Source organism: Onishia taeanensis, assembly GCF_900100755.1.
Lineage (GTDB): Bacteria > Pseudomonadota > Gammaproteobacteria > Pseudomonadales > Halomonadaceae > Onishia > Onishia taeanensis.
In genome coordinates, this window is record NZ_FNCI01000015.1 from 62,813 (window position 1) to 83,879 (window position 21,067).

Annotated in this window: 21 protein-coding genes and 1 rRNA gene; 16 read left to right on the plus strand and 6 right to left on the minus strand. The window is 62.7% G+C overall.

Annotated features, from left to right (window positions below):
• The first annotated feature begins 254 nt into the window (after positions 1 to 254).
• From BLR71_RS14980 to slyA, 9 genes are all read left to right on the plus strand, one after another.
• Positions 255 to 2,588, plus strand: coding sequence for a copper-transporting P-type ATPase (locus tag BLR71_RS14980; protein WP_245696509.1), 2,334 nt, complete (start codon positions 255 to 257; stop codon positions 2,586 to 2,588).
• Between the two features lie 79 nt (positions 2,589 to 2,667).
• Entirely contained in the window at positions 2,668 to 3,108 is a 441-nt protein-coding gene (locus BLR71_RS14985) for a DUF411 domain-containing protein (protein ID WP_092528229.1), read from the plus strand.
• A gap of 72 nt (positions 3,109 to 3,180) precedes the next feature.
• Complete coding sequence (locus tag BLR71_RS14990) at positions 3,181 to 4,017, plus strand: phosphatase PAP2 family protein (protein WP_092528231.1); 837 nt, start codon at positions 3,181 to 3,183, stop codon at positions 4,015 to 4,017.
• Positions 4,010 to 5,659, plus strand: coding sequence for a phosphoethanolamine transferase (locus BLR71_RS14995; RefSeq protein ID WP_092528233.1), 1,650 nt, complete (start codon positions 4,010 to 4,012; stop codon positions 5,657 to 5,659). The genes BLR71_RS14990 and BLR71_RS14995 overlap by 8 nt, the downstream gene beginning before the upstream one ends.
• Before the next feature lie 142 nt (positions 5,660 to 5,801).
• Positions 5,802 to 6,410, plus strand: a complete 609-nt coding sequence (locus BLR71_RS15000) for a CBS domain-containing protein (protein ID WP_092528235.1) — start codon at positions 5,802 to 5,804, stop codon at positions 6,408 to 6,410.
• A gap of 92 nt (positions 6,411 to 6,502) precedes the next feature.
• Positions 6,503 to 7,471, plus strand: coding sequence for a cation diffusion facilitator family transporter (locus BLR71_RS15005; RefSeq protein WP_092528237.1), 969 nt, complete (start codon positions 6,503 to 6,505; stop codon positions 7,469 to 7,471).
• A gap of 96 nt (positions 7,472 to 7,567) precedes the next feature.
• Positions 7,568 to 7,966: a fluoride efflux transporter CrcB gene (gene crcB / locus BLR71_RS15010; protein WP_092528239.1), complete on the plus strand. Its 399-nt coding sequence runs from the start codon at positions 7,568 to 7,570 to the stop codon at positions 7,964 to 7,966.
• Between the two features lie 240 nt (positions 7,967 to 8,206).
• Entirely contained in the window at positions 8,207 to 9,370 is a 1,164-nt protein-coding gene (locus BLR71_RS15015; RefSeq protein WP_092528241.1) for a DUF5924 family protein, read from the plus strand.
• A 173-nt stretch (positions 9,371 to 9,543) separates the two neighbouring features.
• Complete coding sequence (gene slyA, locus BLR71_RS15020) at positions 9,544 to 9,990, plus strand: transcriptional regulator SlyA (protein ID WP_092528243.1); 447 nt, start codon at positions 9,544 to 9,546, stop codon at positions 9,988 to 9,990.
• A gap of 40 nt (positions 9,991 to 10,030) precedes the next feature.
• On the opposite strand, the gene BLR71_RS15025 is transcribed toward slyA, so the two are convergent.
• Positions 10,031 to 10,573 (minus strand): preprotein translocase subunit YajC, encoded by a 543-nt coding sequence (locus tag BLR71_RS15025; RefSeq protein WP_092528245.1) that lies wholly within the window; start codon positions 10,571 to 10,573, stop codon positions 10,031 to 10,033.
• Between the two features lie 207 nt (positions 10,574 to 10,780).
• Here BLR71_RS15025 and BLR71_RS15030 point away from each other — a divergent pair, with 207 nt between their 5' ends.
• On the plus strand, positions 10,781 to 11,233 hold the full coding sequence (locus BLR71_RS15030; protein ID WP_092528247.1) for a universal stress protein: 453 nt from the start codon (positions 10,781 to 10,783) through the stop codon (positions 11,231 to 11,233).
• 72 nt (positions 11,234 to 11,305) lie between these two features.
• Here BLR71_RS15030 and BLR71_RS15035 read toward each other — a convergent pair whose 3' ends face one another.
• Positions 11,306 to 13,255 (minus strand): ATP-binding cassette domain-containing protein, encoded by a 1,950-nt coding sequence (locus BLR71_RS15035; protein WP_092528249.1) that lies wholly within the window; start codon positions 13,253 to 13,255, stop codon positions 11,306 to 11,308.
• A 165-nt stretch (positions 13,256 to 13,420) separates the two neighbouring features.
• Here BLR71_RS15035 and BLR71_RS15040 point away from each other — a divergent pair, with 165 nt between their 5' ends.
• Positions 13,421 to 14,284, plus strand: coding sequence for a TatD family hydrolase (locus BLR71_RS15040; RefSeq protein ID WP_092528251.1), 864 nt, complete (start codon positions 13,421 to 13,423; stop codon positions 14,282 to 14,284).
• A gap of 51 nt (positions 14,285 to 14,335) precedes the next feature.
• A complete protein-coding gene (locus BLR71_RS15045; protein ID WP_092528253.1) occupies positions 14,336 to 14,866 on the plus strand; it encodes a hypothetical protein in 531 nt (176 codons plus the stop codon).
• Between the two features lie 58 nt (positions 14,867 to 14,924).
• Here BLR71_RS15045 and BLR71_RS15050 read toward each other — a convergent pair whose 3' ends face one another.
• Positions 14,925 to 15,491 carry an elongation factor P hydroxylase gene (locus BLR71_RS15050; RefSeq protein ID WP_092528255.1) on the minus strand — a complete coding sequence of 189 codons (567 nt, stop codon included), beginning with the start codon at positions 15,489 to 15,491 and terminating at the stop codon, positions 14,925 to 14,927.
• 194 nt (positions 15,492 to 15,685) lie between these two features.
• Between BLR71_RS15050 and BLR71_RS15055 the strand changes: the two genes are divergently transcribed.
• The 3 genes from BLR71_RS15055 to BLR71_RS15065 all read left to right on the plus strand — a co-directional run bounded on the left by BLR71_RS15055 (position 15,686) and on the right by BLR71_RS15065 (position 18,935).
• The gene (locus BLR71_RS15055) at positions 15,686 to 17,077 is read left to right on the plus strand and encodes an MATE family efflux transporter (RefSeq protein WP_092528281.1); all 1,392 of its coding nucleotides are present in this window, start codon (positions 15,686 to 15,688) and stop codon (positions 17,075 to 17,077) included.
• A gap of 64 nt (positions 17,078 to 17,141) precedes the next feature.
• A complete protein-coding gene (locus tag BLR71_RS15060; RefSeq protein WP_245696511.1) occupies positions 17,142 to 18,158 on the plus strand; it encodes a DUF3080 family protein in 1,017 nt (338 codons plus the stop codon).
• 87 nt (positions 18,159 to 18,245) lie between these two features.
• Positions 18,246 to 18,935 (plus strand): hypothetical protein, encoded by a 690-nt coding sequence (locus BLR71_RS15065; RefSeq protein ID WP_092528259.1) that lies wholly within the window; start codon positions 18,246 to 18,248, stop codon positions 18,933 to 18,935.
• Between the two features lie 25 nt (positions 18,936 to 18,960).
• On the opposite strand, the gene tusA is transcribed toward BLR71_RS15065, so the two are convergent.
• The gene (tusA, locus tag BLR71_RS15070) at positions 18,961 to 19,212 is read right to left on the minus strand and encodes a sulfurtransferase TusA (RefSeq protein WP_092528261.1); all 252 of its coding nucleotides are present in this window, start codon (positions 19,210 to 19,212) and stop codon (positions 18,961 to 18,963) included.
• A 90-nt stretch (positions 19,213 to 19,302) separates the two neighbouring features.
• On the opposite strand from tusA, the gene BLR71_RS15075 reads away from it, so the two are divergent.
• Positions 19,303 to 19,587, plus strand: coding sequence for an antibiotic biosynthesis monooxygenase family protein (locus BLR71_RS15075; RefSeq protein WP_092528263.1), 285 nt, complete (start codon positions 19,303 to 19,305; stop codon positions 19,585 to 19,587).
• A gap of 145 nt (positions 19,588 to 19,732) precedes the next feature.
• Here the strand turns inward: BLR71_RS15075 and rlmM are convergent, their stop codons facing one another.
• Entirely contained in the window at positions 19,733 to 20,800 is a 1,068-nt protein-coding gene (gene rlmM / locus BLR71_RS15080; RefSeq protein ID WP_092528265.1) for a 23S rRNA (cytidine(2498)-2'-O)-methyltransferase RlmM, read from the minus strand.
• A gap of 179 nt (positions 20,801 to 20,979) precedes the next feature.
• Positions 20,980 to 21,067 (minus strand): 5S ribosomal RNA (gene rrf, locus BLR71_RS15085); the annotation flags it as partial.

Sequence of the window (21,067 nt, forward strand, 5' to 3'; positions counted from 1 at the left end):
CGTAATCGCGATGCAAGGCGCCCCCTCATCAAGCTTGATGGGGCGCCTCTCGTTGTGTGATCACGATACCCGGCAAGGGCAGTCGACGTGAGGGGCATGATGACGATCATGGTATGTGGCTGTCTGCCCTCCTGTGGCACGGCCAAGCTTGACCTTTAGGTAACACAAGGGTCGTAGGATAAAAGCCATCAATCGCCGCGTTGCACGCGCCCCAGGAATGAACGCCCTATCAGGGACATGATGGAGACGATGTCATGACGCCACATCAACAGGATCATGATCACAGCACCAGTCACGAACATGCCTCGCCAGAGGCACAGACGGAGGCCCCCGAGGCAAGGGTGAACGGCCGGCAGACCGGCGCCCAATACACTTGCCCCATGCACCCGGAAATTGTCAGAAACGCCCCCGGTGACTGCCCCAAGTGCGGCATGGCCCTGGAACCTGCGGCGCCACAGGCGGCGGCGCAGAAAACCGAGTGGATCTGCCCCATGCACCCGGAGATCGTCCGTGACGAATCCGGCGACTGCCCCAAGTGCGGCATGGCACTCGAGCCGCGGCAAGTGAGTGCCGATGCCGAGGAGAACCCCGAGCTCATCGACATGACCCGCCGCTTCTGGGTTGGCGTCGCGCTCACCGTGCCGCTGTTCCTGCTGGCCATGGGCGGGATGGTGCCCGGCGTCGACATGGCGGTCCTGGTGCCTCACGGCATCCGGGTGTGGCTGGAACTGGCACTGGCCACGCCGGTGGTGCTGTGGAGCGGCTGGCCCTTCTTCGTGCGTGGCTATCGCTCGGTGATCAACACAAGCCCCAACATGTTCACCCTGATTGCGCTGGGAACGGGCGTCGCCTACCTGTATAGCCTGATCGCCGCGGTGTTCCCGCACATCTTCCCGCTTTCTTTCCGCGACGAGGCCGGCCAGGTCAGCGTCTACTTCGAAGCCGCCGCGGTGATCGTGACCCTGGTGTTGCTCGGCCAAGTCATGGAGCTGCGGGCTCGCGGCCAGACCAACGCCGCGATCAAGGCGCTGCTGGGGATGGCACCCAAGACCGCCCGCCGGATCAGCGACGACGGCAGCGAAGAGGATGTAGCGCTGGAGCAGGTGCAGATCGGCGACCGCCTGCGGGTTCATCCCGGTGAGAAGGTACCGGTGGACGGCGTCGTCGTCGAGGGCAACTCTTCGCTGGACGAGTCAATGATCACCGGCGAACCGATTCCCGTCGAGAAGAAGACTGACGACAAGGTCATCGGCGCCACCATCAACGGCACCGGCGCGCTGGTCATCGAGGCGCACCGGGTGGGCAGCGATACCCTTCTCGCTCAGATCGTGCAGATGGTCGCCGAAGCCAGCCGAAGCCGCGCCCCGATCCAGAACCTGGTGGACGTGGTGGCCGCCTACTTCGTGCCGGCCGTGGTGCTCGCAGCCGTCGCTACCTTCATCATCTGGAGCCTGTTCGGGCCCGAACCGGCGATGGCCTATGCGCTGATCAATGCCGTGGCGGTGCTGATCATCGCCTGCCCCTGTGCGCTGGGCCTGGCCACCCCGATGTCGATCATGGTCGCCAGTGGCAAGGGCGCGTCGATGGGCGTGCTGTTCAAGAACGCCGAGGCGATCCAAACGCTGCGCGATGTCGACACCCTGGTCGTCGACAAGACCGGCACCCTCACCGAGGGGCACCCAAGGTTGCAGGACGTGGTGGCCGCCGAGGGCTTTACGGAAGCGCAGGTGCTGAGCCTGGCCGCAACCCTTGAGCGTGGCAGCGAGCACCCGCTCGCCGCGGCCATCGTCCAGGGCGCCGAGGCGCACGATGTCACCCTGGAACGCTATACCGACTTCGCGTCGGTCACCGGCAAGGGCGTCACCGGCCGGGTTGGCGAGCAGCAGGTCGCTCTGGGCAACCGCGCCCTGATGGAAAGCCTGGATATCGAAGCCTCGGCGCTCGCGGAGCGTGCCGAATCCCTACGGGCCGAGGGCAAGACGGCGATTTTCTTGGCCGTGGATGGCAAGCCTGCGGGGCTCGTCACTGTCGCCGATCCGATCAAGGAAACCACGGCCGAGGCTATCCGCGCCCTGCATGAGGAGGGCATCCGCATCGTCATGCTCACCGGTGACAGCCAGACCACGGCGGAAGCCGTGGCTAAGGAGCTGGGGATCGACGAGATCATCGCCGGGGTGTTGCCAGAGCAGAAGGCCGAGAAGGTCAAGGCACTGCAGGCCGAGGGGCGCTTCGTCGCCATGGCCGGCGACGGCATCAACGATGCCCCGGCGCTCGCCCAGGCCCAGGTCGGCATCGCCATGGGCACTGGCACCGATGTCGCCATGGAAAGCGCCGGTGTGACCCTGGTCAAGGGTGACCTGATGGGCATCGTGCGTGCTCGCCGGCTAAGTCGCGCCACCATGCGCAACATCAAGCAGAACCTGTTCTTTGCCTTCGCCTACAATAGCCTCGGCGTGCCTATTGCCGCCGGGGTGCTGTACCCCGCCTTTGGCCTCTTGCTGTCGCCGATCTTCGCCGCTGCGGCCATGTCATTGAGTTCGGTGTCGGTGGTGGGCAATGCCCTACGACTGCGCCGAACAAACATCTGATCCTACATCTTGTGATCGAAGCGCACGCTGGCGTTTGAGCCAGCGTTGCCCAACAGCACTCTCGAGAGGTCATCTCACCATGCAAACTCAAGTCACGGCACTGTGTCTGGCCGGCGGCCTGTTGCTCGGCGCCAGCACAGTCCACGCCGCGCTGCCGGACAGTGCCCGCCTCTACAAGAACCCGTCCTGCGGTTGCTGCGAGACCTATGCCCGTCATCTCGAGTCCAGCGGCATCGACGTCGAAGTGATCGACAGCCAGCCCATGGGACAGATCAAGGAGGCGGCCGGCATCCCCTACGGCCAGGGGTCCTGCCATACCGTCATGATGGATGGCTACGTCATCGAGGGGCATGTGCCCGTCGCCGCCCTGGAGATGCTCTTTGAGCAGCGCCCTGAGATCGACGGCATCGGACTGGCCGGCATGCCCCAGGGCACTCCGGGCATGCCCGGGGAGCAGCTCGCACCCTATGAGGTCTATCAATTCACTGACGGGCAGGCTAGGCCATTCATGACCCTTTGACTGGCTTGACTTAAGCAACGCTTAAGCCAACGGCACCACACTGGTGAGACATTCTTCCAGACCCGTCTCGCCATGCCGCCTTCACGACTCTCCGCCTCGTCTTCCGGCGCTACTACCGGCACCCGCTCTTCGGTTGCCGACGCTTGCCCACAAGCGGCCCTGCGGCGGGAGAGCGGACGCCCGGCCTCAGGCTGGCTCATCCGGCTGCTGATCGGTTGGGTCCTGTTTCTGACCATGATGCTCGTCGGGCGGGCCGCCGGCCTGGACTTCAAGCTCGCCGATACCCTTTATCATCTTCAGGGCGACGCCTGGTCACTGCACCATGCCTTTCTCACCGAGCAGGTACTGCATGGCGGTGGACGCATGCTCAGCCAGAGCATGGGCGTAGCAGCCATCTTCGCGCTGATCGCCAGCTGGCTGCGCCCCGCCTGGCGGGACTGGCGCCGGCCATTGGGCTATCTGGTGCTGGCCGTGGCAGCGTCGACCCTCGGCGTCTCGATTCTCAAGCAGCTGATCAGCATGGACTGCCCCTGGGACCTTAGCCGCTATGGGGGCGCTCGTGCCTATATCGGCCTGCTGGCGACACGGCCCGCCGACTACCCGGACACGGCCTGCTTCCCCGCCGGGCATGCCAGTGCCGGCTATGCCTGGATCGCGCTTTACTTCTTCTGCAACGCCATCCGCCCCCGTTGGCGCTGGGCCGGCCTCTGCCTGGCGCTGGCCATGGGCCTTGCATTCGGCATCGCCCAACAGCTACGCGGTGCGCATTTCCTCTCACACGATCTGTGGACGCTAATGCTTTGCGCGACGCTGAGCCTGTTACTGGCCCGTTGGCTACTCCCCTCGTCCGTCAGCCTGGCCGCTTCCCCATCATCCTCAACCTCCATCGAGGCAGCCTCGCATGCATGAACGCTTTCGCATGGCCATCACCTGGCTGGCCAGCCTGGCGCGCCCGTCGCTTACCATGTCACCAGAGCGTCTGACGCTGCTGGCCTGCCTGGTCTTCACACTCTTCTACCAGCAGGCCTTCTGGGAGCAGGTAATGGCCGCTGAACCGGCCCTCTCGACCTGGCAGTTACTCGCTTACGGCCTGGTATTGACGGGGCTGCAGTTCATCGTCTTTGTGCTGTTCGTGTCACGCCGAACCGTTAAACCCCTGCTTTCGATCTTGATTCTGCTAGCGGCCACGGTGAGCTATTACACCGGCCATTACGGCACCTACTTCGACACCCATATGATCAACAATGTGCTGCAGACCGACCGCCAGGAAGCGGGGGAACTGCTGACTCCGGGCTTCGCCGGCTATCTGCTGCTTTATGCCGGACTGCCGCTGGCACTGCTGTGGCGAGTCAGGCTCTCGAATAGTACTTGGCCTCGGGCGCTGGGGCGTCGCTGCGCCTACCTAGCTGGCGGCCTGGCGATGCTGGCAGTCGCACTGATGGTGTCGTATCAAAGCCTGTCGTCACTGATGCGCAACCAGACCGAGCTGCGCTATCTGGTTACCCCTGGCAATGCCTTGATCTCCACCGGCCGGGTACTGGCCGCAAGCGACCCGCTGCCCAAGCAACGCCTGCCGATCGGCGAAGATGCCGTCCGGCTGCCGCGTGCCGGTGACAAGCCGTTGCTGATGGTGCTGGTGGTGGGGGAAACCGTCCGCGCCGCCAACTGGGGGCTCAATGGATATGCACGTCAGACCACGCCTGAGTTGGCAAAACGTGATGTGATCAACTTCACCGATGTGAGTACCTGTGGCACCAGCACCGCCGTTTCGCTGCCCTGCATGTTTGCACCCAACGGCCGGGATGATTACGACGCACGCTACATCAAGAGCCATGAATCGCTGCTGGATGTGCTGGCTCATGCGGGCTTTAACGTGCTGTGGCTGGATAACCAGGCGGGATGCAAGGGGGTCTGTGATGGCGTCGCTCAGCAATCAATCCACCCCGATGACCACCCCGAGCAATGTCAGAATGGCCGCTGCCTGGACGAAGCGCTCGAAGAAGCGCTACGAAGGCGTCTCGATAATCTGGAAGGCGACACCGTCATTGTCCTCCATGAGCTCGGCAACCACGGCCCCAGTTACTACCAGCGCTACCCGGACGCATTTCGCCGTTTCACGCCGACCTGCGACAGCGCAGACCTGAACACTTGCTCCCAGCAGGCCATCACCAACAGCTACGACAACGCTATCCTCTATACTGATAGCGTGCTGGATCACGTGATTGGCACTCTGTCGGCACAGTCGCACCATGCCGCTTCGCTGCTGTATCTTTCTGATCATGGCGAATCACTGGGTGAACACGGCCTGTATCTGCACGGATTGCCCTACGCCATCGCGCCCAAGGAGCAGACCCAGGTCCCCATGCTGTGGTGGTCATCGGCAGCCTTTGACGCGGCAGTGGGGCTCGACAAGGGTTGCTTGGCCATGAACCGCGACGCTCCTCTCAGCCACACCAACCTCTTCCACAGTGTATTAGGCGTGCTCAGGGTCGAGAGTCACGTTCAAAAACCGCAGCAGGACATCACGCGGTTCTGTCGAGGAGATGTCTAGCCATTTAGCGTTGATACTTTCGTCGACATTTCCAGTTGACAGCAGGACTCGATAAAGCAGTAAGATAGTTTCCTAAGCTTGCTAACTTTCAAGCGACCGATGCTCGGCCACGCGCACCGGAACCGACACGAGGAGTACCACCATGCCAGATCTGTCACACCCCACCCTGACGCTCGAGTCGCTCGCCGGGGACCTGCCGATCGCCGACCCAGCAGAGTCACTTACACAGCTATCGGTGGATAGTCCCGCGAGCTCAATCCTCACTGACTTCACCAAGGTAAGAGCCCGGACTATCGGCACGGAAACCCCCGCCGAAGAAGCCCGTATGATCATGCAGGCCAGTGGCGTACGCCTACTGCTGGTGGCCGATGCCGATGGACACTGCCAGGGCATCGTCACCGCCAAGGAACTGCTCGGTGGGCGCCGCACGACCCAAGCCATGCAGACCCATCAGATCGCCCGCGCCGACGTCACCGTGGGCATGGTGCACTCTCCCTGCTCGACGCTTCATGCGCTGCCGATGTCACGGCTGTCGAAGCTGACCATCGGGACCCTGCTCAAGGCACTGCAGGCGCATGGCGACCAGCATTTGCTGATCGTCGACCATGACGAACACCAACAGCCCCGGCTGCGCGGACTCGTCTCGGCCTCCGATGCGGGGCGTGCGCTGGGCGTCGAGCTGGGCCAACTGCTCAGGGAACCCCATAGCTTCGCCGATATCTGCCGCGTGATGCTCGGCCACGAGCTATAACCCCCCCGGCACTAAACGCGATCATGCTAGCCTGGTGGACATTGAACCATGCCGGCCCTTTGCCGGCATGCCAACCTCACATAAGGCACTTCATGGCACACGATCACGCGCATCATCATCACAGTGACAGCGAAACCAGGCTCCTCTGGGCCCTGCTACTGACCGGCACCTTCATGGTCGCCGAAGTGGTCGGCGGGCTGCTCGCCGGCTCGCTGGCACTGCTGGCCGATGCCGCCCACATGCTCACCGACAGCGCCGCTCTAGCACTGGCCTGGTTCGCCGCCCGCTTGAGCAGACGCCCCTCGGACAGTCGCCGCACCTTTGGTTACCACCGGGTCCAGATACTGGCGGCCTTCGTCAATGGCCTGACGCTGATTGGGTTGGTCATCTGGATTTGCGTGGAGGCCATAGGACGCCTGCTGAATCCGGTCGCTATCCAGGCCGATACCCTGATGGTGATCGCGACCCTGGGGCTTGTGGTCAATATCGTGGTATTCGCCATCCTGCATCTGGGGGATCGCGAGAACCTGAATATCCGCGGCGCGGCGCTGCATGTGCTGGGTGACCTGCTGGGCTCGGTGGCGGCCATCGTCGCCGGCGCGGTCATCTTTGCCACTGGCTGGATGCCGATTGACCCCTTGCTGTCACTGCTGATCGCGGCGCTGATTCTGCGCAGTGCCTGGAAGCTGACCCGCGAATCTGCCCACATCTTGCTCGAAGGCGCCCCGGATGGCCTCGACGTGGCTCAGATCGAATACTGTATCCCGCAGCAGATAGATGCCGTCTCGGAGGTTCACCACGTACATGCCTGGTCGCTGACACCGGCCCGACCGATGGTTTCCCTGCATGCCACCCTGGCCGACGGCATGGATCGCCACGAGGCAATGGTGGCTATCAAGGCGCTGCTCGATGAGCGCTTTGGCATCAGCCATGCCACCATCCAACTTGAGGCGCGCGACTATTGCCTGGACGCCTCGGCACCGGATAGCTGCACGGAGAGCGGGGCGACGGCCACAGAGACGCATGCTCACGCCCACAGGCACTCTCATTCGCACGGATAGCGCTATCCGTGCGTTACCCTGTCAAAGCGGTATTCAAAGCGCACTCGCCAAGAGTGCTAATCAAAAACGCTAGTAAAAGAAGGCACTAGAATTACCATGTGGCTTTCAATTCTCGCCGTCAGTGGCGGTGCAGCCATCGGCGCCAACGCCCGCTGGCTATTGGGGGTATGGCTCAACCACTATTACCCGGCGATTCCGCTTGGCACGCTATTCGCCAATACGCTTGGCGGCTATTTGATCGGCCTCTTCGTGGCGCTTTTCAGCGAAAACCCCCACATTTCGCCGGAATGGCGCCTGTTTCTCGTCACCGGCCTGTTCGGTGCCTTAACGACGTTTTCTTCCTTCACCGCTGAAATTCTCGCTAACTTTCAGGCCGGCCGCCCGGGGCTAGCGCTGGCCGGCATTGGCCTGCACCTTGGCGGCTCGTTGCTGTTTGCCTGGTTGGGCATGCTGACCGTTAGCCTGATCCAGGACTTGATTGGGAGCGTGCCCTGATGGGGCGCCGTCGAGAATCAGCCTGACTCAACATGCGAGCCTGCCCTTAAACGATGGCGCCAGCAGCACCCGGCCGGGACTGTCGCTTGGTCGCGACTCCCTGATACCGGTCGCGACTGATAGGATTGCACTCCTTGTCCCGACTGAATCGATTCCTTTATGAGTCCCGACCGGCCTTCAATGGATAGCCCTTCTGCTGAGCCCACACCCGACGTATCCGCTTCAACGTCGTCTCAGGACATGACGCGCCCTTCGAGGCCCGGCGGGCTAAATCCGGCCAACTCACGGTTGGTAAGCCTGCAGACGAAGATCGCCAGGCTCAGCCAGCGCCTGAGACCTTATGCCTGGTTGTGGCCCCCGGTCGCTTTCAGTGCCGGGGTGGCGAGTTTCTTTCTGGTCGACCGCCAACAGTGGCTGGGGGCCGCCCTCGCCCTGGCGATGCTGATCGCATGGCTGCTACTGCTCTCGGAAAGCCTGATTCAGCGATGGCTTTCCAACCGCGGCTATCCACACCTGTCGCGTGGTGTGACCACCTTCATTGCCCAGATGATCCACCAGGAGACCCTGTTCTTCAGCCTGCCCTTCCTGCTTGCCACCACCGTGTGGTCGAGCGGCCAGGCGGTTTTTACCGTGCTCTTCATGGGGCTGGCCCTGCTGTCGATTCTCGATCCGCTGTACTTCCGCTTGGCCGAACGCCATCGCTGGGTGTATTTCGCTTTCCATGCCCTGTGCGTGTTCGTGGTGGTGTTGGTCACGCTGCCGATCATGCTGTACCTGACCACCGGCGAGAGCCTGGCCATCGCGTTGGCCGTGATGGTCGTGTTTACATTGCCAAGCTTGGTCAACCTGCTGCGCCCCAAGCGCGCCAGCAGTTGGCTGGCCATGATCGGCTTGGCCTTGCTATTGGCAGGTGCTGGCTGGGCCGGACGCGGCTGGGTGCCGCCCGCCAATCTCTGGCTGAGCGGTTATGCCCTGTCGCCGGGGCTAGAGGTCTCGAGCCGCAACCCCAGCGGCCATATGGCCCTGACCAGCGAGGCGGTCACCGCCCGCGGGCTCTTTGTCTTCACGGCCATTCGTGCACCGCGCGGCCTGAGCGAGACGGTTTATCACGAGTGGCGCCACAATGGCGTTCTGGTCGACCGCATTCCATTGGAGATTCGAGGCGGGCGTGCCCAGGGATATCGAGCCTGGACCCACAAGCAGAATTTTCCGGAGCACCCGGAGGGCGACTGGCGAGTCGATGTGATGACGCCCTCGGACCAGCGGATCGGTGTGGTGCGCTTTAGCGTGCAAGAGGATGCAAGCGATGCCCAGGTAGTGAACGGCGACATCCAAACGCCGAGGGGGCTGCCCGGCCTCGACTGGCGCCAACTGATCCCCGGCAAGGAAGGCGACGCCGACTGACCGCAGGCCGCCTGACCGCCTGACCGCAGGCCGCCTGACCGCAGGCCGCCTGACCGCAGGCCGCCTGAGCGCAGGCCGCCTGAGCGGTGAGCATCTTTTAACCAAATGTGGGGTTGCAATGCCCAGGGTGAGTTCCCACAATGCAACTATTAGCTGGCGAACAGAGGGCTATCATGCAAAAAAATATCGGTTTCAAACTGGCCCGCCTGCCACGACTCTGGCGAGCCATCATCGATCAGCGCCTGGCACCACTGGGACTCACGCAGACCCGCTGGGTCACTATCTATCACCTGTGGCGCCTCGGCGATGGTCAACCTCAGTGCGACCTGGCGAGAGCCATTGGCGTCGAAGCCCCGTCACTGGTGCGTACCCTGGACCAACTCGCTCAGCAAGGCCTGATCGAGCGCTGCCCCTGTGACCATGACCGCCGCGCCAAGCGTGTATACCTGACGAAAGAGGCCGCGCCCTTGCTCGAACAGATCGATAGCGTTGTCGAGCATGCCCGGGAAGAGATGCTCGAAGGGCTGAGCGATGAAGACATTGATCAGCTCGATGCCCTGCTCTCTCGCATCGAGGATAATGGTCTCAAGATCCAAGCCAAGGAAGACATCAAGGCCTAGGGGCGACCTGACAACGCGACTCGCAGAGCGGCGGTATCAATCACCGCCGCGCCTGATCTCGCATTTCTCGAAATCCCAGCTTGCGGGGCGCCGGTTCATCCGACCGCCCGGCAAGCCCTTGATGCAGATTCAGAACATTGTCCCGTTGCCGTTCGAAGGCATCGACATCGAGGGACTCTTCCCACCATAGCGTCAACCCCTCGCGGCTCGACTCCACCACCTTCGCATCCGCCGGCAGTTCGGCAAGCACTGTCTCCAACCTGGCCTTGGCCTCGCTGGGCAAGGGGCGTATCGGTTCGATCCGCCAACGCCAGCCGTCCGTGAATTGCTTGAGCGCGTCGCTTGCCACCGCCTCGCGAACCAGCACGAAGCGCGGCCCTGGGTACTCGCCGGGATACGCCCAGCGGTAACTCGCCATCTGCCCGCCCTCATGCAAGGGTGAGTCGCCCAGTTTGACCCTGATACCGGCCTTGCTCGCCGCCTCACGCAGCTTGCCCATACGCTGCTGCTGTGGGCTGGGCCTTAGCCACATCATTGGCGACAGCATCAGCCCCATCACCAGCAAAATGATCAACCAAACCATGTTCACCTCTACGCGCAGAAGGTCGATCGAGCCCGCACGACTAAGTGCTGGAGCGCGAGGTGAAAGTCCGCCTGCTTGGCGCACCTCGATCGATCGAAAAGGATGACTAAAATATGCTAAAAGATTGATATAAATCGTTGTCGCGAGCTATCGGCAGGCCTAAAGTTGAATCAGGCCCATTCAATTTCGTTCTAACGGGAGACTCTCATGAGCAACGAGTATGGCCACATCCTTGTCGCCGTCGACCTCACCAAGGATTCCCATAAGGTGCTGGAACGCGCGCTGCCGATTGCTGACCGCAACCATGCCAAGCTTTCCATCATGCACACCCTGGAGCCACTGGGTTTCGCCTACGGCGGCGATATCCCGATGGACTTGACCAGCATTCAGGATCAGCTGGATGAACATGCCAAGCAGCGTCTAGCCGAAATTGCCGATCCGCATAAGGTCGCCAAGGAAGACCAGCACGTAGTGGTCGGCATGCCCGATACCGAGATCCATCGCTTCGCCGAAGAGCATGACGTCGATCTGATTGTGGTCGGCTCGCACGGCCGTCATGGCTTTGCCCTGCTGCTGGGCTCCACGTCCACAGGCGTCCTGCACGGTGCCAAATGCGATGTGCTGGCGGTGCGGGTCGGCGACGAAGACAGCAAGGAATAGCACTCAGCACCCTGCGCACCGGATCATGGGCGGCGCCCAAATGGACGCCGCCCATGTATCACTACTCGTTCACTACGCCTCGCCGGCGGCCATCGCCTCGAGCTCCATCCAACGCTCCATGGCCTCGTCCAGCTCACCCTGCTTGGCGGAAAGCGCCTCCAAAGTGGCCGTGACGTCCGCGGCGTCCTGCTGGTAAAAGCTCGAATCCCCGGTCTTGGCCTCGAAGTCGGCGACCTCTCCTTCCAGGCGCTCGATCAAGGCCGGCAGTTGGTCCAGCTCCCGCTGCAGCTTGTAGGAGAGCTTGACCCGTTTCTTGTCCGGCGCCGGCTCCGTGGCGGCAGGCGCAGGCTCACCGCGGGATGCCTTGGCTTGGCTGGGCGACTCCGTCTTGGCCTGCCCTGCCGCCTGAGCGGCGTTGAAGTCCCAAGGCGCCGGCGGTAGCTTGCCACCTTGGCGTATCCAATCCGTGTAGCCGCCGACATACTCCCGCACGATGCCATCGCCTTCGAAGGCCAGCACCCCAGTCACCACGTTGTCCATGAAGGACCGGTCGTGGGACACCAGCAGCAGGGTGCCATCGAAGTCGAGCAGCAGTTCTTCGAGCAGCTCCAGGGTCTCGACGTCCAAGTCGTTGGTCGGCTCATCGAGCACCAGCACGTTGGCGGGCTGAGTGAACAGCTTGGCCAACAGCAGGCGATTCGACTCGCCACCCGATAGCGCCTTGACCGGCTGGCGGGCTCGTTCCGGGGTAAACAGGAAGTCCTGCAGATAACTGATGACGTGCCGGTCCTTGCCACCCACGGTCACTCGGTCACTGCCCTGAGCCACGTTGTCGTAGACGGTCTTCTCCGGTTCGAGGCCAGCCCTCAACTGATCGAAGTAAGCCACCTGCATCTTGGTGCCCAGCTTGACCTTGCCCTCCTGCGGTTCGAGCTCGCCGAGCAGGATCTTCAGCAGGGTAGTCTTGCCGGCGCCGTTGCGTCCGATCAGGCCAATCCGGTCGCCACGCTGTATGTCGAGGCTCAGGTCGCGGATCACATAATCGCTACCGAAGGCTTGGCTGACATGCTTGAGCTCCACCACCTGCTTACCGCTGCGCTCGCCGCTATCGACCGACAGGTTGGCATTGCCCTGGCGCTCCCGGCGCTGGCCGCGTTCGCGGCGCATTTTCTCCAGGGCACGCACGCGCCCTTCATTACGGGTCCGGCGCGCCTTGATGCCCTGCCTGATCCAGGACTCTTCCTGGGCGAGCTTCTTGTCGAATTCGGCGTTCTCACGCGCCTCGACTTCCAGCTCGTGGTTTTTTTGCTCCTGATACTTGGCGTAGTCGCCGGGATAGCGTCCCAGACGCCCCCGGTCCAGCTCCAGGATGGCGGTCGCCAGGCGCGACAGGAAGGTACGGTCGTGGGTGATGAACAGCACGGCACCATTGAAGGCGGCGAGCTGATCCTCGAGCCAGCCGATGGTGTCCAGGTCAAGGTGGTTGGTGGGCTCGTCGAGCAGCAGCAGGTCAGGCTCGGCAACCAGGGCTCTGGCCAGGGCCACACGCCGCCGCCAACCACCGGACAGCGCCTCCATGGCGTCGTCGGCAGGCAGGCCGAGTCGTGTCAGCACGGTGTCGATACGCTGATGGAAGGACCAGCCGTCGATGGATTCGAGCTGGGTCTGCAGGCGCTCCAAGCGCGTCATGTCAGGGTCCGGATCCTGAATCAGGTGGTGATACTCGGCCAGCAGCGAACCCGCCTCGGGCAGGCCCTGGGCGACGACATCGAAGATGGTCTCGCCGGAGGCCGCCGGCAGGTCCTGCTCGAGCACGCCAATCTTGAGCCCAGGGGCTCGCCACAGGCTACCGCCATCGGCCTGGATCTCACCCGACACCAGCTTGAGAAGGGTCGACTTGCCGGTACCGTTGCGGCCCACCAGCGCCAGGCGCTCACCGCGCTCCAGCACCAGGTCGGCCCCGTTGAGCAGCACCTGAGGGCCATAGGCCAGTTGCAGCTGTTCCAGACGTAGCAGGGTCACGCTTTTACCTCTTGGTGTTCATCATGAGGCGCGCCATGCAGGCACGCAAAGTGCGCCTAGTGTAACGCGGACGATGCCTCGCCGTCGTGGCTACACCGCTCGCGCGTGACCCTGCTGCCGCCGGCCGGGTACAATACGGGGCCATTTTTCGAAAGGAAATGCCTCTTGGCCGAACCAACCGCCACCTTCGACGACGTACTGCCCGAGGCGCTGCGCTTTCGCTCCCCGGCCCCGCTGGTGGACATCGGCGCCAACCTCACCCATGAGAGCTTCGGTCGCGACCTCGAGGCAGTGATTCAACGCGCACGTGCCGCCCACGTCGACACCCTGATTCTTACCGGCACCGACCGCGAGCATGCCGAACAAGCCGTGGCGCTGGCCCGCCAATATCCGGGGCTGTTTGCGACAGCAGGCGTGCACCCCCACGATGCCAGCGGCTGGACGCCCGAGCTTGCCCGCGCCATGGCAGCGCTTCACCGAGAGCCCGAGGTCGTGGCGGTCGGCGAGTGTGGGCTCGACTTCAACCGCAATTTCTCCACGCCCGCCGAGCAGGAGCGCGCCTTCGAGGCGCAGCTAGGGCTCGCGGCGGAATCGGGCCTGCCCGTGTTCATCCACGAGCGGGATGCAGGACGGCGCATGCTGGAGATACTGCACGCCTGGCGCGACGACCTGAGCCAGGCGGTGGTGCACTGCTTTACCGGCGAGCGCGACACCCTCTACGGCTATCGCGACCTGGACCTGCACATCGGCCTCACCGGCTGGCTCTGCGACGAGCGCCGCGGCCATCACCTGCGCGAGCTGGTGCGCGAGATTCCCCTCAATCGGCTAATGGTCGAGACCGACTGCCCCTATCTCTTGCCGCGCAACCTGCCGGCCAAGCTCAAGGGGCGTCGTCACGAACCGGCCCTGCTGCCGTGGATCGTACGCGAGATCGCCCACTGGCGAGGCCTAGATGAACAGGCGCTGGCCGAGGCTACGACCGCCACGGCGCGCGAGTTCTTCCGCCTACCAACCGATGCAGCCGACTGACGTCAACGAGAGACTGACGGCTGATACCCCCTTCAGAAGAGGATTCCTGACATGGCCGACGTACCCGGCTTCATTGCCGTCGAGACCGGCGAAGAAGGCGGCCTGCCGCTGGCGATCGCCTGGTCGCTGAACGACGGACGCATCAAGCACACCCTGATCCAGCCCGACAGCGACTGGCTTGAGGACGACACCGTCGCGCTGGGCGACTACAGCCAGGAAGAGCTGGAGAGCCTGGGCATCAGCCCGCTGGACGTGATCCGCGAGCTGGAGACCGATCACTTCAACGCCACGCTTTATACGGCTGGGGTCAGCGATGACGAAGCGGCCTTATCGCGGCTGTTCGAGACCTTCGGCCTCGACCCCTTCGTCGAGATGGCGCCCGCCGAGTCGCTCTATCCTGATCTGGACGCCGGTGAATGGTCACGAGAGCGCGGCATGCTGTTTGCCGAACAGGGGCTCGAGCCCATGCGTCCGGAACAGGAAGTCGAGGTAATGCTGTTGCTGCATCGCCGGCTGGTGCTCGGAGAGGACACCGAATTCGGCCATGACGGCAACCACGACATCGACCTGGAAGCAGATTAAGCCAAGACAGACGCTAGGCAACGCAGCACACGCCCGCCGCGATGCCAGGCCAACACGGCTAGGCCGGGACGGGCGCAGGCGATGCGGTAAGCCTGGCTCGCCCCAGACTGATCGCCGCGGACAGCGGCTGCCCTTCCAGGTAGAACGCCTGCAGGGCATCACGAAACGCCCGGGCGCGCGCGGGCAGGCCTTCGACCTCGACTCGCGCCGCCCGCGCCTCTACCCGAGCGCGAAATCCTTCCCGATCGACCTCTACCTCGCCCAGGTTATCGACGCTGACATTGAAGTTCAGCCCACAGGCGTTGGAGAACAATAGCTCCAGCGCCTGGGGGGCGACTTCCACCGCCTCGAAGGATGCCTGCTGCTCGGCATCACGGCCGTCGGGCAGGTACCAGTAGCCATAATCCTCGAGCATACGACGCCGCGCCCCGGCGATGCACCAGTGACTGACTTCGTGCAGCACGCTGGCAAAGAAGCCGCGTGCGAAGATCACGCGATGATGGTCGCAATCGGCATCCGCAGGCAGGTAGAGCGGCTCATCACCGCCTCGCACCAGACGGGTCTGATAGGTGGTATAGAAAAGGCCATCGAACAGGGCGATGACGTCCTCGAGACGATGGGTCACGGCATCTCCGGGTGGCGAATCGACGGGGCGCAGTATAAGGGCATCGCAGCCAAGCGAAAACCATCTCTGCTTGCTAGACTACGGCTCCGGTCTACCCCTGGAAGGGTCACCCTTGCCGCATTTGAAAGGAGTCTTAGGTGCCATCGTCATCCCTCTCCCCGCCATCGCAGTGGTACAAGCAGACTCGCCTGCTGATGGGCTTGGCCTTGCCGATCTGTGGGGCCCAGCTCGCCCAGGCCGGCATGAGCACCGTCGATGTGATCATGACCGGTCGGCTCAGTGCGACCGACCTGGCCGCCGTATCGGTGGGCTCGAGCCTGTGGCTGCCGCTGATGCTGTTCATGGCCGGCACCTTGATGGGCCTGACGCCGATCGTCGCCCAGTTGCTCGGCGCCGAACGCACGGACACGATCCGCTCCCGCGTCCATCAGTCGCTGTGGGTGGCCCTGGCGATGGGCGTGGTCGTCGCCATACTGCTTCATCAGGCGGTGATGCCGATCTTCACCTGGATGAGCGTTCCGCCTGCGGTCGCCGAGCGCTCATCGGCCTATCTGGCCGCCGTGGCCTTCGGCATGCCCGGCTCTGCCCTTTTCATGGCACTGCGGGCCTTCTCCGATGGCATGAACCATACTCGCCCGGCGCTCTGGATCAGTCTGCTGGGCCTCGCCGTGAACATTCCCTTCAACTATCTGCTGATCCATGGCGGCCCCGGCTTGGTCGGACTGTTCGGGGAGCAGTTGCCGGCGACCCTCAAGGCCCTGCCGGCATTGGGCGCCTATGGCTGTGGCATCGCCACGGCGATCTCCATGTGGGCCATGGCGCTGGCCATGCTGGTGTATACCCGCCAAAGCCGTGCCTATGGCTCGGTCGCCCTGTGGCAGACGCTCACCCGGCCACACTTAGCGCAAATCCGTGAACTGCTGGTGGTCGGCGTACCGATCGGCGTCTCGATCTTCGTCGAGGTAACGCTCTTCACGCTGATCGCGCTATTCATCGCCAGCCTCGGTGAGGTGGTCGTCTCGGCACACCAGGTAGCCCTCAACGTCACCTCACTGCTGTTCATGCTGCCGCTGTCGCTGGGCATGGCGCTGACCGTACGAGTCGGCAACACCCTGGGGGCCGGCAACCTGGCCACGGCCCGCTTTGTGGCCTGGCACGGCATCGCCCTGAGCCTAGTGATCGCGCTGTTCAACGACCTGATTCTTTGGTTCGCCGCCGAACCCGTGCTGTCCCTGTACACTCATAACACCGAGGTGCAGCAGGTCGCCCTGTCGCTGATCGGCCTGGCGATGCTCTATCAGATTTCCGACTCCCTGCAGGTCAACATGGCCGGTGCGCTGCGCGGCTACAAGGACACCCGTATCATCATGATCATCACCCTGATTGCCTATTGGCTGGTCGGGTTGGGCGGGGGCCATATGTTGGGCATCGGCGCCTTTCCCGGCCTTGCGGCACCGCTCGGCGTTCATGGCTACTGGATTGGCCTGGTGGCCGGCCTGACAGTCGCGGCGGGGCTACTGGGCCTCAGGCTCCATACCATCAGCAAGGCGGTAAGCAATGGAGAGCGCAGCATTCAGACCGACTAATGGCCGCTGTCCCAACCCGGGGTCACGGTTCGCTACCATCAGACGCCTGATAGGCCTTGGCCTGATGATGGCCGTCACCCTGACGCTCGCCGGCTGCGAACGCGGCACTGAGGTCAAGGCGCTGTTCACGGACTACCTTGAGCACCTGGCAACCGCCCTGGAGGTCGACCCGCCGACCTTGGCCGCGCCGCCCAATATCGCGGCTTTTCCCGAAGACGATGCAAGGCTGTTCGAGCTCCCCGACATCCGCGAGGGCATGCTCGATATCTATGCCCTTCGCGAGTGCCAGATCGCCGCACTGGTCGCCAATCGCAACAACCAGCTCGGCAAGGTGGCGGCCCCCAGCCAACGCTGGCTGTATGAGCTCGAGCTTTGGCGGCGCCTGGAGGCCTGCCGTCATTCGCCAGTGGCCAAGCGGCTTGACGACGAGGACAGGCAGCGCCTGGAACGCCTGGCGCGCCTCAAGGCCGAACGGATGCCCAAGGCCAGTTGGAACGCCCTGTTCGGGTCTGAGGAGTGGACCGGCAGCTTCTCTCGGGCCAGTGGACCGCTCTCGCCCGAGGCGTTGACACGCCCCAATCAGGCCCTGGCGGCGCTGGCCTACCTGCGCACCATGACCGCTCGTCAGCTGGACGCCGACTGGCAACCGGACTCCTCTACCCTGGAGCAGCACCTGAAGGCACTGCGTGAAGAGCCGCTGAGCGCTCAGGTATTACGCAGCCTCCAACTGGCCAGCTTGCGCCTGGAAGAAACCAATCGCTTATTCGACGCCGCCGAGGCGGAGTCCACATGTCCCCTGACGGATACCGAACGCCTGACCGCCTGGCGCGCTCAAGTCATGGAGCGACTAGGCCCCTATCTCGAGGGCCTGACGCAGTTTGCCGGCAGTTGGCTCGGCGCCGTGGACGCCTTGCTCAACGTTCAAAAGGTCTCCCGCCAGCCGATCGATGACTACCGCCACGACTGGCTGTCATTGGATAACCCTGAAGCCCCCTGGCAACGCTTTCTCAACGCCCGAAAGTCCCATGACCAGCACTGGCAGCAGCTCATACGGCGCTGCAGCAACAACAATGGCGTTTAAGGAAGGCTTAACTTTCATACACTGACTGTGCTAATAGTGAAGCTAGGCCAGTCAAATGCCGTGATGACGCGCTTAAGGAGGGTTGTGATGGGAATTCCAATGTCCCGCCCCGCTCAGGTCATCGACCTGGATACCATGCGAAAGCGGCAACGCGCCAAGAAACGGCTAGTCCGGTTGTCCCCGGAACTGGATGGGCTAGAAATGCTCTATCACCTGGCCTCCGATCCGGAAACGCTATATGGCATGCCATTGCTTGCCTGGGGCATGCGCGAGGATGGAGAAGTCGTCGGCCTTGTGCCTTGGATGGAAGCGCTGACGCCCTGCCATCAGCTGGACGATCCACAGTTTGGACACTTCATCGGTTACCGTGACCCGGAAACCGATGAGGTCTTTCATAGTGCTCCCGACCACAAGGTCTTCGAGCTGGAGCATGCCGCCGCCTACTTCGACTACGAGGAAACCCTCGAGTCGACCTTGATTCAGCAGTTGCCGGACACTCTAGGTACCCATGCCCTCTGCATGGACAGCGAAGATGAGCCCTGGCAACTCAAACAGGTCTTCGGCTGGCGACTCTACAACAACGGCGAAATCGAGGCGCTGCTGGTCGACGAAGAGCTCGTCGAGTCAACGCCGGTAGTCGCCGGGGACCCCTGCCTGTATCCCGGCCATAGCCGGCATCAGGTGGTGTACTTCTTTCAGCGCGTCATCGCCAACCGGATCAAGCAGGAGGACACGGCGACCCTCGAGGCCCTGGCGTTGATGATCAGCAACGATTGAGGCAACACCTGCTTGAGAATGACCATCAGCCGAGGCGAATCAGATACAGGTAGGTCGTTTCGCCTTCGTGCTGATGGATCAGCTCATGCCCCAGAAAACTGCAGAACTTGGGGATGTCGCGGGTCGTTGCCGGATCGGTAGCCACCACCTTGAGAATCTCGCCCTGTGACATGTCCCGCACCTTATTGTGCATCAGCATGATCGGCTCGGGACAATAAAGGCCACAGGTATCCAGTTCGGCATCGTGATCTGGCAGGTCATCGGCGTAATCGGACATCGGCTTCTCGATTGGGTTACGGGTGGAGTGATATTGGGCGGTTCAGGGATCTAGGTCGCGGGTGACAATTGCGGGAGCTGGAGCAGCACCATGATAAAAGTACTCATCAGGCGGCGCATCATGCCCGGGCTCGAGGAAGAATACGACCTGGCGGCGCGCAGCGCCATGAGAGCCTCGATCAACGCCAGTGGCTTCATTGCCGGCGAAAGCCTGTGCGAGCGCCATCACCCCGACCGACGCCTGCTGATTACCCAGTGGCGAGATCTGGCCGCGTGGAAGGAGTGGCAACAGGGACCTGAGCGGGAGCGCGTGATGCAGCATGTCCTGCCGCTGCTGGTCGAGGATGAAGAGATCACCCTCTTTGAGCACTGCTAACCACATCCAGGCCACCGCGCCCTACTGCGATATGGGCAATGACCTCAGCTGTTCTACTGGCTATCTCAGTCTTCACCGCTCATCAGTGGAGTCATCCTGATGACACCAACCGGAGAATCCCCGAGAGCTGCCGGGGCCTTGAGCGCTAGGCTTTGAGCCGCACATGGACCGTCACTTCTTCACGGTCATGATACAGGTGGTGACAGCGAATCTCGGCAGCGACGCCGGCGCTCTTGAGCTGATCATCCAATCGAGCCAGACACCGTGCCACCTCGGCCCATCGCTGCTTCATCGGCAGTTTGAGGTTGAAGACGGCCTCACGACACCAGCGCTTGACCAGCCACCGCTCCACCATTTCCACGACGCGAATCGGCTTGTCGACGATGTCGCAGACCAGCCAATCGAGGCGGTTGGGCGGCGCCCAGGTGAAGCCATCCTCACGCAAATGATCGACCTGTCCGGTAGCCATCAGCCCTTTGTCCATTGGGCCGTTATCGATCGCATAAACATACATGCCCTGATGCACTAACTGCCAGGTCCAGCCACCGGGTGCCGCCCCCAAATCAGCGGCCTGCATACCCTCCCCCAGGCGCATCTCCCACTCATCGCGCGGCACGAAGACGTGCCAGGCTTCCTCGAGCTTGAGCGTCGAGCGACTCGGTGCATTTTTGGGAAAGCGTAGGCGCAAGATACCGCCCAGCCGTTCGCTGCGATTACCCGGAAAGCTCATGCCGAGCTGCACGCAATCACCGGCTGTCCAGTAAAGATGCAGACGCCGGCCGCCGGCCTTGCGCCGCAGTGCTCCGCGCTTCTTCAGGATGGACTCGAGGGGGCGTGTGAGCGCCTTGATCAAGCCACTCAAGGCCTTGCCATCATTGGTGTCGGGCGTTTCCTGCCAAAGGCTCTCGAAGCTCCAGCCACTGGCCACCACCTGCTCGATGATCGGCGTCAGGCGGTCATCCCGGGAAAGACCTTCAAGCGCAGGAAGTGCCACCAAGCTCTGTCGGGCAAACACCAAAGACTCCAGCGGCAAGTCTCGGTGCAAGGCATTGGCCGGCTCGTCGCCGGTCAGCATGAACCTCACGAAGCCACTGTCAGGCGTTGCCAGAGGGTAACCTGACCAGCCGAGCTGAGCAGCCTTATCGGTGACTTCGGCGCTGAGATCATTCTCAAAGCCCGGACGGCAATAGAGCAGCAACTGCTGGGGAATCATGAGACCTCTCCTGTGAAGGGGCGCTAGTCTAGCCGTCGTCAGACCCGGTCACAAGCCGGACAGCCATGCACTACCAGCGGATTGCACTGCATTTAACGCTCGGTGATCCAAACAAAACCGACCGCCCAGACACGAAAAAACCCCGACCTTTGAAGGACCGGGGTTTTCTCTGAATAAGTGCCTGACGATGACCTACTCTCGCATGGAGAAGCTCCACACTACCATCGGCGCTAAGCGGTTTCACTTCCGAGTTCGGCATGGGATCGG